Genomic DNA, 10,125 nt, shown 5'->3' on the forward strand with positions numbered 1-10,125 from the left:
GGTTAGCGCATAAGGACATGCGGCCCAGGCCGGCTGGCCGGCGCGTCAAAAAGGTAAACTCGCCAAAGTTTTTGCCGCATTTCAGGAACCTCCCAATGACACCCTCCGCCAATCCCACGACCCACACCATCCCCAACAGCGCTGCCCCGGAAATTGAACCGGACGTGGTCGACTCCATCGTTCACATGATGCCGGTGGTGCTGCCGGTAGCAGGCGGTGTACTGATTTTCCTGCTGGCGTTCATCGCCGTTTATCTGGCTTGATTGACTTTCGGGCGTCACGGCCCGTTGCTCTGAAAAAAGTCCGCGCCGTGCGGACTTTTTTCGTGGCCCCGCCCGTGGACAGCGGCCCTTAAAAACTGGCCCCAAACCAACCCAAACGCCGATGCACGCCCTGCCCATTTTGAAAGCCGACGCGCTGTCGTTCAGCTATTTCCCGCCGCCCGCGCCGCTGCTGTTCGACCAGCTTTCGATCAAGCTCCTGCCCGGCGTGACGCTCGTGAGCGGTGACGAAAGCAGCGGAAAAACCACCTTGCTGCGCTTGCTGGCAGGCGCGCTGCCGGTGGCCGGCTCGAACGCAAACCTGCAAATAAACGGGATTTCTCTGACAGAAAACCGCCCGGCTTACCTACAACAAGTCGCCTGGTTTGACCCGCGCGATGCTGCACTGGACCAACACACCGCCTGGCAAATCTTCAAAGACTTTCCAGCCAATCACCCCGGTTTCGACGCAAACGCATTGCAGGCGCATATTCAGGGCCTTAGCCTGACACCGCATCTGGACAAGGCGCTTTACATGATGTCGAGCGGCACCCGGCGCAAGGTCTTGATGGCGGCGGTGCTGGCGTCTGGCGCGGCAGTTACCTTGCTGGACCAGCCCTTCATGGCGCTGGATCGGCCGTCCATCGACTACCTGCTGCAAGTGCTGCAACACGCCAGCCGCAGCCCAGACCGGGCCTGGGTGCTGGCGGATTACGAAGCTCCCGAAGACGTGACGCTGGCCGGCGTAGTCACGCTGGGCGGCTGAAAAACGGCAATTTATGGCCAAACAGGCCACTCGTGCAGGCTGGACGGGCGCAAGCAGCTATTTATTTAGTAGCAAAATTTGATTGAGCCAGTCAGGCCTCGGCCTGCGTGAAACGCGGCATGACCGCTGCCTGCCGCTAGCCAAACACCCCCACCGCGTGCATCAGCAGCCCGATCAGGCCGCCGACGAGGGTGCCGTTGATGCGGATGAACTGCAGGTCGCGGCCAACGCTGAGTTCGAGCTGGCGCACCAGTTGCTCGTCGTCCCAGGCCTTGACAGTCTGGGCGATGTGCGTGGTGACGGTGGCGCGCAAATCGGTCGCCAGATTGCCGGCGGCGGCCAGCAGATGCTCATTGAGCGAGTCGCGCAGGGGGGTGTCAGCCTCCAGCCGGCGGCCGATGGCGCGCAGCCCGCGTTCCACGTAGTCGGCAACGGTGGAATTGTCACGCGCCAGGTCTTGCTGCAGCAGCTGCTTGATGTCGCGCCACAGTGACGCCGCGTAGGCCTGCACGGCCGGATCGGTGAGGGCTTTTTCCTTCAGTTGCTGCACCGAGGCGATCAGCGCCGGGTCGGTGCGCAGCCGCTCGACAAAGGCGGTGAGCCACGCCTCGTACTGCAGCCGCACCGGGTGCTCGCGCTGGGCCAGCACGTCGCGCAGTTCGTCCAGCATCGAGGCGCTGAGCTTGTCGGCCAGGTTGTCGGCCAGTTCGGTCACGTTGGCCACCAGCTCGAGCGTGCCGATAATCTTGGGCCACTCTTTGCGCGCATGCTTGAGCATCAGCTGCGCTACCTTGGCCTTGACCTCGTCCTCCAGCAAGTATCCCGACAGCTTGTGCAAACTGGCATCGAGCAGTTCGTGGTGGCGACCATTCTGGGTCAGCAGGCCCAGCACGTCGCCGGCGGTGGGCGCGGCATTCCAGCGGTGCAGTTGCGCCACGACCAGCTCCAGCGCGGCTTTTTGCAGCCGCTGGTCGTCAAAGGTTTCGAGCAGGCCGCGCGCCCAGCCCTGCACCTGGCGCACCCAGAACGGCAGGCGCTGCGGGTCAACCAGCCATTGCCCCAAGCGGCGCGCCGGGTCGAGCGCGGCGATTTTGGCCAGAATCGTCGCCGGGTCCAGAAAATGGTCGCGGACGAACTCGGCCAGGCCGTCGGCGATGCGGTCTTTGGCTTTCGGAATGATGGCGGTGTGCGGGATCTTCAGCCCCAGCGGATGACGAAACAGCGCCACGACGGCAAACCAGTCGGCAATCGCGCCGACGGCAGAAGCCTCGCAAACCGCCCGCAGCCAGCCCCAGCCGCCCTGGCTGCCCATGAAGTGCGCCAGCGCCAGCCCGCTCAAGGCCAGCAGCAGCAGCCCCACGGCAAACCATTTCGCACGCTGGAGCCGCGCAGCGCGTGGATCGCGTAAATCGGATGAGGCAGGCAGGTTCATGGGCGGCGATCAGAAGAAAACGATGGCGTGATGATGACAGCACCGCAGCGGTGCGAAGGCTGGCGAATCCGAAAAAGACGCGTAGAAAAGCGTTTGATTCAGAGCAACCAGCGCTCTTGGGCAAAGCTACAGCAACATAACCTCATGCTTATTTTGCATAAATTTTGCAGGTAACAGTGTGGCACCTGATACCGATGTTCCTAAAATGGCTCTTCGGCTTGGGGGCAGCCTCTGCTGACCAGAAGCTGCTTTTAGTTGCTAAGGCATGGCCGCTTTGCAGGCAAGTCGCACAAAGTCTGATTTCGAAAACCGTCCCGCTCTGGCGTGTGCAGTCCCACCGTCAGAGGGCAGACGTTTATCGAAACCACGCTTTTTAACTTTGGAGCTTTCACGATGAACTCACCTGCCATGCAAGGGCTGAACCTCAACACGCCCGCTTACGTCAAAAATGCCAGGCTGATCGCCTGGGTCGCCGACATGGTCGCCCTGTGCAAGCCCGACAGCGTGTACTGGTGCGACGGCAGCGACGCCGAATACCAGCGCCTGTGCCAGCAACTGGTGGACGCCGGCACCTTCAAAAAGCTCAATGAAGCCAAGCGCCCGAACAGCTATCTAGCCTGCTCCGACCCGACCGATGTGGCTAGAGTCGAAGACCGCACTTACATCTGCTCGGCCCAAAAAGAAAACGCCGGCCCGACCAACAACTGGATGGAGCCGGCCGAAATGCGCGCCACGCTGCAGCCGCTGTTTGACGGCTGTATGAAGGGCCGCACGATGTATGTCGTGCCGTTCAGCATGGGCCCGCTGGGCTCGCCGATTGCGCACATTGGCATCGAACTCTCGGACAGCCCGTATGTGGCCGTCAACATGAAGATCATGACGCGCATGGGCAAGGCCGTGTTTGACGTGCTGGGCACCGACGGTGCGTTTGTGCCGTGCGTACACAGCGTGGGCGCACCGCTGGCGCAAGGCCAGAAGGATGTGACCTGGCCTTGCAGCAAGACCAAGTACATCGTGCATTACCCGGAAACGCGCGAAATCTGGTCTTACGGCTCGGGCTACGGCGGCAATGCGCTGCTGGGCAAAAAGTGCTTTGCGCTGCGCATTGCCTCCAACATGGGCCGCGACGAAGGCTGGCTGGCCGAGCACATGCTGATCCTGGGCGTGACCACCCCGGAAAACAAAAAATACCATGTGGCAGCGGCGTTCCCGAGCGCTTGCGGCAAGACCAACTTCTCGATGCTGGTGCCGCCTGCCGGCTTTGAAGGCTGGAGTGTCACCACCATCGGCGACGACATTGCCTGGATCAAGCCCGCCGCTGACGGCAAGCTCTACGCCATCAACCCCGAAGCCGGTTACTTTGGCGTCGCCCCCGGCACGAACATGCTGACCAACCCGAACTGCATGCTGAGCGTGCGCGGCAACACGATTTTCACCAACGTCGCGCTGACCGACGACGGCGACGTGTGGTGGGAAGGCATGGAACAAGACGCGCCCGGCAAGGCCCTGCCCGCGCACCTGATCGACTGGCAAGGCAAAGACTGGACGCCTGAAATCGCCAAGCAGACCGGCGCCAAGGCCGCCCACCCGAATTCACGCTTCACCGTGGCCGCCACCAACAACCCGGCGCTCGACCCGGCCTGGGACGACCCGAAAGGCGTGGCGATTGACGCCTTCATGTTCGGCGGCCGCCGCTCAACCACCGTGCCGCTGGTGACCGAAGCGCGCAGCTGGGTCGAAGGCGTCTACATGGCCGCCACGATGGGCAGCGAAACCACCGCCGCCGCCACTGGCCAGGCGGGCGTGGTGCGCCGCGACCCGTTCGCGATGCTGCCGTTCACCGGCTACAACATGAGCGACTACTTCCAGCACTGGCTGAACATGGGCGAAAAGCTGGCCGCTTCCGGCGCGACGATGCCCCGCATCTACACCACCAACTGGTTCCGCAAGGGGGCCGACGGCAAGTTTGTCTGGCCCGGTTATGGCGAGAACATGCGCGTGCTGGCCTGGATGATCGACCGCATTGAAGGCAAGGGCCAGGGCGAAGACCACGTCACCGGCATCAGCCCGAGCTACGAAGACCTGAACTGGACTGGCCTGGACTTCAGCGCCGAGCAGTGGGACACCGTCACCAGCATCGACAAGGCGGCCTGGCTCAAAGAGCTGGCGCTGCATGACGAGCTGTTCAAGCAGCTGGAACACCACCTGCCCAAAGCGCTACGCGACACCAAAGCCGACATTGAGCGCCGCCTGGCGGCCTGAGTAAAAAACGCCTGAAAGCAAGGCCAAACGCAAAAAAAGCCACCGCAAAACGGTGGCTTTTTTTGATGTCATGGCCGGGCGTTCGCCCTGACATGGACTTTCAGCAGCGGGTGCCGGTTCAGACGTAGCCGTAGCCGTTGGTGTAGTCGCGTGCAATGTGGGGGCTGGACTTCACAATCGTATCGCCCCAGGCCACGCAAGCCTCAACGCCGACTGACTGCCTGAGCCTGGCCGCTTGCAGATCAGCCATCAGACGCGGGTTGGACTTGGCGTTGTCCCACAGGCGTTCATCAGCGCGCTTGCTGGCAGCATCACGAACCCACTGGTTCGCACTTGCCTTCAGGCGCTGGCTCATCCGGCGCGCGGTGCCGCCAAGCATCGCCAGCGCAGCGAAGGCGACGTACCACAGCGCCATCCACATGATCAGCAGATGACCTTCTTCTACGCTGTCCATAATTTCGTACGACACCACCCAGGCAGCGGCGGTTACGGCGGAGAACAGCACGGCAAACAAACCGCGTGAACCCGAATAAGCCTGACGTGCCGGTTTTTTTACCGTGTCCACTGCAGATTCAAGCCGGTAGGCCGAGCCGTATTGCTGTGTGAAGTTTTCAATGGCGTTGTTCATGGTGTTTTCCCTGGTAATCAGTTTGGTCGCTAAGCCCTAGCGGCATATGACGCTATCTTAGGGTTAATGCTAATGTTGCTCAACTTTATCTTCATGATGTAATTAATTCACAACAGTGATGAATTAGCTATTTTGAAGCCACCGCTCCGCTCGCTTTTAATTGGCTGTTTGAACGGCACCCACCCATGAACCCCCTGAACTTTCGCACGCTCGACCTGAACCTGCTCCGGGTTTTTGATGAAGTCATGGCCGAGCGCAGCCTGACGCGGGCAGCGCGCAATCTGTCGCTGACCCAGCCGGCTGTCAGCAACGCGCTGCGCCGACTGCGCGAAACGCTGGGCGACGAGCTGGTGCAGCGCAGCGGCCAGGGCATGGCGCCCACGCCGCGCGCCGTCGCCCTCTGGCCGGCGGTGCGTGAAGCGCTGCGCCAGTTGCAAACGGCACTCAGCCCCGACGCCTTCGTGGCCCGCGAAGCCACGCTGAGCTTTGTGCTGGCGATGGCCGACGCCACGGCGGCCAGCCTGATTCCCGGACTCAATGACACGCTGGAGCAGGAAGCGCCCGGTATTTCATTGCGCGTCGTGCCGCTCACCACGCGCGATCCGCGCCAGCTGCTGGACGATGAAACGTGCGACCTGGCCGTGGGCTACTTTCCCTCAGTGGTGCCCGACCTGACGATCAAGGCGCAAAGCGGAGAAACCCTGCCGTTTTTGTTCCAGCGTTTGTACGACGGCGAATATGTCTGCGTGATGCGCAAAGGCCACCCGCTGGCGGCACTGCCGTTGACGCTGGACCGCTTTTGCGCGGCGCGCCACATGCTGGTGAGCTTTTCGGGTCGGCCTTATGGATTTATTGACGAGTCGCTGGCAGCGCTGGGGCGCGAACGGCGCGTGGCGCTGACCGTGAACCAGTTCTTTACCGCTGGCCGGGTGGTAGCCCATTCGGATTTGCTGACGGTGCTGCCGCGCCACTTTTTGCCGGTCACCGGCATGGCCAGTCAGCTGGTGCAGCGGCCACTGCCATTTCGGGTGTCGCCGCTGGAAATTGATGCCCTGTGGCACCGCCGCTGTGACCGGCGCAGCGCCCACCAGTGGCTGCGTCAGGCCATCGTGCGCGTGGCCGACAAGGCTTTTTTAGCCTGAAGACTTCAGCGAATGACGCTGAGGTAGGCGCTGGCGGCGTTGCGCAGTTCCTGCGCCTGGTATGGGTTGCGACCGGCACGGGTCTGGGCGCGCTCCATGAGCTGACCGGCCACGTCAGCGGTGTCGCCAGCAGGTGCCATGCGCGTGTTGACGGAAAGAAAACGGGCGATTTGGGAAAGAATGCGTGCCATATCAAGCTGCCTGAGCAGGGTTAAAAATTGCGATAACTGAATACTAAGGGTTTTCCCTAGTTTTTGCAACTCCTTTGCTGTCCAGGCCCATGCCAATGCGGCATGGATGACACTGCCGGGCACTGCGCCGGCCTTCATGCCCGGCGGCAGCAAAACGACTTTGCGACTTTGCGGCTTTCCCGCACAATCGGCGGGGTGAACATCCAGCTTCTTTCCGATCTCCACCTTGAATCGAATCCGCATTTCAAGCCCGTGCCGTTGCCTGGTGCCGACCTGCTGGTGCTGGCAGGCGATATTGGCTCCTACCAGAGCGGCTCACTGCTTGGCAGCCTGAACATCGCCGACTTTGGCCTGGGGCGGTTTTCGCCGCTGCCCGCCGACCAGGGCGGCGCGGGCTGGCCAACGCCGGTGCTGTTCTTGCCGGGCAACCATGAATACGACGGGCTGGATTTTGACGAGGCCGGAGCGCGCATGCGTGCATCCTGCGCGCGTCTGGGCTTGATCTGGCTGGAGCGCGAAAGCGTGGTACTGCAAGGCATTCGCTTCATCGGCTGCACGTTATGGAGCGACTTTGACGCGCTGACGACGGCCCAGGCGCAGGCTGGCGCTGACATCACGCTCACCGAACAACTCAAGGTGCGTGAAAAAGCCTTTCGCGCCGCCAACTTTTATCTGAAAAAAAATCATGCCTTGCGCAATGGCCAGCCGATGCTGGCCGAGCAAGTGCGCGCCGAAGGCTTGACAAGCCAGGCTTGGTTGCGGCAGGCGTTGGCGCAGCCGTTTGACGGCCCGACGGTGGTGGTAACGCACTTTGCGCCCAGCCTGTTGAGCGCCGACCCACGTTATGGCATTGCACCGGGAACGGCCGGATTTTGCAATGCGCTGGACGATCTGCTGCCGCTGGCCACGCTGTGGCTGCATGGTCACCTGCATTGCCCGAACGACTACGTCCGGCACGGCTGCCGGGTGGTGGCCAATCCGCTCGGCTACGCGCGCAAGGGCGAACAGGTGGCGTTCAACGAATCACTGTGCATTGCGATAAACCCTGTGGTGGTCTAGTGTCGCGTCATGAACAAGTTGTCGGATAAAGGCGTTTGAGCTTGGTTCGGGCATCCTGGGTCGTGAATTGCCAGTTGACTTTGGCCTGAAGGTTGTCGCGGCGAGCTTGCCAGGCGTCGACCTCGCTTCGTACGGTCTTGATGCTGTCAATGCGCCGGCCCAGGCACTGGCTGACCATGACGTTGATTTCGATCTCGGCCATATTGAGCCAGCTGCCATGCTTGGGCGTGTAAACAAACTCGAAACGATCCCACAGCGCCTTGGCCTGCTCGGGGGCGAACGCCTCATACAGCGAGCCTGCGGTGTACGTGTTCAGGTTGTCCATCACCAGCGTGATGCGCTCGGCATCGGTATAGTTCGCGGCGATGTCCTGCACGAACAAAGCCCAGTCTGCTTTGGTACGGCGCTCGGTGACCTTGCTCAGGCGCCGTCCGGCCAGCGGCTCGCTGGCCATGAACACGTTGCACACCCCGCAGCGTTCGTATTCGTAGTCATGGCGCTCGGGCCGGCCGGGCGCCGCTGCAATGGGCTCGCGGGTTTCACGAATCAACTGTCGTGGTGTCTCATCCATGCACACCACCGGGTGCTTGGCGTCGTAAGGCCTGCTGTAGATGTCCAGCACTTGTTCCATGGCGGCCACGAAGGCGGCGCTGGCCTGCGGGGCAATCACCCAGCCAACCTTCCTCCACGGCTTGAGTTCGTTTTTTTCAGTGCGCGGCGCACCGTCTCATGGGGCACGCTGTCCAGCCGATCGGCCAGCAGGCGCAGTGACCAGCGGGCCTGGCCTTCAGGGGGCGCCGAGCAACTCAGGGCCAGCAACTGCGCTTCCAGGCGTCCATCGATCTTCAGGTCGTACTCGCATTTGGAGGGCTGGCGATTCAGGGTGAGGTCCAGACTGTGGTGGTCTAATTTAAAAAGACACAACGATAGGTTGTCAAAACGAAACGGCAACTAACGTGAACAATTCCAAATCCCGAAGAGTCTTTGACCCCAGCTTCAAACTGCAGGTCGTTCAAATGATCAAGACCCAGGGTCTGAGCGTCGGACAGGTCTGCAAAGACATGAGCCTGGAAGCCACTGCCGTCAGGCGCTGCCCAGTGCAGTTTGAGAATGAACAGTTGGGGCAAAGCGTCACCGGCAAACCCTCGACCGCAGAGCAGCGGCACATTCGCCAGTTGGAGAGCTAAAACTGCCAACTGCGAAGCGATGTCGAAATTTTAAAAAACATCGGCCTTGTTTGCCTGAGAAATCAAATGAGCTACTCGCTCATTTGGGCCTGGAAAAAAAGCTGTTCTATTCAGCTATCAGAGCTTTGGCTAACGTTGAGCGGTAACTGCATCAGATGCCGGCTATTACCAACAAAACTTCAGCCGGCTTTTCGCTAGTGCAGATAAGGCGGTGCGGAACCGAAGCGTTGAAATGGGCGCAATCGCCAGGCGCAAGCGTTTCGGTTTTATCGTCTAGTTCCAGATTTACAGAGCCGCTGAGCACATAAATCAATTCCTCACCCTCGTGGTGACTCATTAAATGTCCAAGTCCTTTTTCTCGTCCTGGCTGTAAAACAAAGGCCACGACGCGTTGGCCAGGAGCATTGCCGGCGACCAAACGGGGTGAACCCTCTTCAGGATTCCTTGCCTTTGACTGCTCTGCACGAGTAATCGTTACTGGACTTTCATTTGAAGTCTGGCCGAAAAGTTCATCAACAGGCAAGCGCAGGGCTTTAGCTAGTTTCAGCGCTACGCCCACCGATGGGTTGGCAAGTCCCCGCTCTACTTTGGATACATAGCTACGTGTCAGTTCCGTCGCCTGCGCAAGCTCTTCCAGGGTCATACCCGCCTGGGTGCGTAAAAGTTTTAATTTAATCGTCATTGCTTCTTGAAGGACACATGAGTCCTATAGTAAACTTGAGTTCTCGGACTGTGACGTTAGATCGTTACCGCCTTGCCGAGCTTTTTCCGGAGTATGTCATGTCGATTTCTCTGCTACCCCGTCGGCGGCTTTTTGTTATAGAAGCGGCTGTGCTGACAGGCACCCTGATCTGTTTTGTTAGCCCCGTAAAGGCGCAGGGGTCGTATCCAATTAAACCCATCAAGCTGATCGTGCCTTTCGGTGCCGGAGGCATCACAGACGTTGTCGCCCGACTTGTTGGCCAGAAACTCGGAGACGAGCTCAAGCAGCCAGTGGTCATCGAAAACCGCGCTGGCGCGGGAGGCAACATTGCGGCTCAGGCAGTTGCTCAGGCGGCTCCCGACGGATACACGCTGCTTCTGGGGACCGTGGGCACGCAGGTGGCGTTGTTGCATAAATCCCTCCAATGACGAGGCATCCCCCTGGCCCCCCATTTTTAGGCGGTCCGGACGGATTTAGGGCTTGCGAGTACCACCA

11 protein-coding genes and 1 pseudogene are annotated in these 10,125 nt (G+C 60.6%); 7 read left to right on the top strand and 5 right to left on the bottom strand.

Annotated elements, in window-relative coordinates; translation table 11 throughout:
* Positions 1 to 95 precede the first annotated feature (95 nt).
* Entirely contained in the window at positions 96 to 263 is a 168-nt protein-coding gene (locus RCH06_RS14610; protein WP_327082197.1) for a hypothetical protein, read from the top strand.
* Between the two features lie 121 nt (positions 264 to 384).
* Positions 385 to 1,026, top strand: coding sequence for an ABC transporter ATP-binding protein (locus tag RCH06_RS14615; protein WP_327082198.1), 642 nt, complete (start codon positions 385 to 387; stop codon positions 1,024 to 1,026).
* Positions 1,027 to 1,162: 136 nt separating this feature from the next.
* Here RCH06_RS14615 and RCH06_RS14620 read toward each other — a convergent pair whose 3' ends face one another.
* Positions 1,163 to 2,458: a DUF445 domain-containing protein gene (locus tag RCH06_RS14620; RefSeq protein ID WP_327082199.1), complete on the bottom strand. Its 1,296-nt coding sequence runs from the start codon at positions 2,456 to 2,458 to the stop codon at positions 1,163 to 1,165.
* 393 nt (positions 2,459 to 2,851) lie between these two features.
* Here RCH06_RS14620 and RCH06_RS14625 point away from each other — a divergent pair, with 393 nt between their 5' ends.
* Positions 2,852 to 4,720, top strand: coding sequence for a phosphoenolpyruvate carboxykinase (GTP) (locus tag RCH06_RS14625; protein ID WP_327082200.1), 1,869 nt, complete (start codon positions 2,852 to 2,854; stop codon positions 4,718 to 4,720).
* A gap of 118 nt (positions 4,721 to 4,838) precedes the next feature.
* On the opposite strand, the gene RCH06_RS14630 is transcribed toward RCH06_RS14625, so the two are convergent.
* Positions 4,839 to 5,348, bottom strand: a complete 510-nt coding sequence (locus tag RCH06_RS14630) for a hypothetical protein (protein ID WP_327082201.1) — start codon at positions 5,346 to 5,348, stop codon at positions 4,839 to 4,841.
* A 185-nt stretch (positions 5,349 to 5,533) separates the two neighbouring features.
* On the opposite strand from RCH06_RS14630, the gene RCH06_RS14635 reads away from it, so the two are divergent.
* A complete protein-coding gene (locus RCH06_RS14635) occupies positions 5,534 to 6,490 on the top strand; it encodes a LysR family transcriptional regulator (protein ID WP_327082202.1) in 957 nt (318 codons plus the stop codon).
* 5 nt (positions 6,491 to 6,495) lie between these two features.
* Here RCH06_RS14635 and RCH06_RS14640 read toward each other — a convergent pair whose 3' ends face one another.
* Entirely contained in the window at positions 6,496 to 6,681 is a 186-nt protein-coding gene (locus RCH06_RS14640; RefSeq protein ID WP_327082203.1) for a hypothetical protein, read from the bottom strand.
* Between the two features lie 195 nt (positions 6,682 to 6,876).
* Here RCH06_RS14640 and RCH06_RS14645 point away from each other — a divergent pair, with 195 nt between their 5' ends.
* On the top strand, positions 6,877 to 7,740 hold the full coding sequence (locus RCH06_RS14645; protein WP_327082207.1) for a metallophosphoesterase: 864 nt from the start codon (positions 6,877 to 6,879) through the stop codon (positions 7,738 to 7,740).
* A 7-nt stretch (positions 7,741 to 7,747) separates the two neighbouring features.
* Here RCH06_RS14645 and RCH06_RS14650 read toward each other — a convergent pair.
* Positions 7,748 to 8,634, bottom strand: a pseudogene (locus RCH06_RS14650) (IS630 family transposase); the annotation flags it as partial.
* 62 nt (positions 8,635 to 8,696) lie between these two features.
* Here RCH06_RS14650 and RCH06_RS14655 point away from each other — a divergent pair.
* Positions 8,697 to 8,927, top strand: coding sequence for a transposase (locus RCH06_RS14655; protein ID WP_327082204.1), 231 nt, complete (start codon positions 8,697 to 8,699; stop codon positions 8,925 to 8,927).
* 151 nt (positions 8,928 to 9,078) lie between these two features.
* Here RCH06_RS14655 and RCH06_RS14660 read toward each other — a convergent pair whose 3' ends face one another.
* Positions 9,079 to 9,609, bottom strand: coding sequence for a helix-turn-helix domain-containing protein (locus RCH06_RS14660; RefSeq protein ID WP_327082205.1), 531 nt, complete (start codon positions 9,607 to 9,609; stop codon positions 9,079 to 9,081).
* A 98-nt stretch (positions 9,610 to 9,707) separates the two neighbouring features.
* Here RCH06_RS14660 and RCH06_RS14665 point away from each other — a divergent pair, with 98 nt between their 5' ends.
* A complete protein-coding gene (locus RCH06_RS14665) occupies positions 9,708 to 10,058 on the top strand; it encodes a Bug family tripartite tricarboxylate transporter substrate binding protein (RefSeq protein WP_327082206.1) in 351 nt (116 codons plus the stop codon).
* Positions 10,059 to 10,125: the final 67 nt, after the last annotated feature.

The organism is Polaromonas sp. CG_9.5, from assembly GCF_035984465.1.
Taxonomy (GTDB): Bacteria; Pseudomonadota; Gammaproteobacteria; order Burkholderiales; family Burkholderiaceae_C; genus Polaromonas.

Excerpts from the sequence above, each read along its gene's own strand:
- RCH06_RS14620 (WP_327082199.1), bottom strand. The coding sequence starts at position 2,458 with ATGAACCTGCCTGCCTCATCCGATTTACGCGATCCACGCGCTGCGCGG.
- RCH06_RS14640 (WP_327082203.1), bottom strand. The coding sequence starts at position 6,681 with ATGGCACGCATTCTTTCCCAAATCGCCCGTTTTCTTTCCGTCAACACG.
- RCH06_RS14630 (WP_327082201.1), bottom strand. The coding sequence starts at position 5,348 with ATGAACAACGCCATTGAAAACTTCACACAGCAATACGGCTCGGCCTAC.
- RCH06_RS14615 (WP_327082198.1), top strand. The coding sequence starts at position 385 with ATGCACGCCCTGCCCATTTTGAAAGCCGACGCGCTGTCGTTCAGCTAT.
- RCH06_RS14635 (WP_327082202.1), top strand. The coding sequence starts at position 5,534 with ATGAACCCCCTGAACTTTCGCACGCTCGACCTGAACCTGCTCCGGGTT.
- RCH06_RS14665 (WP_327082206.1), top strand. The coding sequence starts at position 9,708 with ATGTCGATTTCTCTGCTACCCCGTCGGCGGCTTTTTGTTATAGAAGCG.
- RCH06_RS14625 (WP_327082200.1), top strand. The coding sequence starts at position 2,852 with ATGAACTCACCTGCCATGCAAGGGCTGAACCTCAACACGCCCGCTTAC.
- RCH06_RS14610 (WP_327082197.1), top strand. The coding sequence starts at position 96 with ATGACACCCTCCGCCAATCCCACGACCCACACCATCCCCAACAGCGCT.
- RCH06_RS14660 (WP_327082205.1), bottom strand. The coding sequence starts at position 9,609 with ATGACGATTAAATTAAAACTTTTACGCACCCAGGCGGGTATGACCCTG.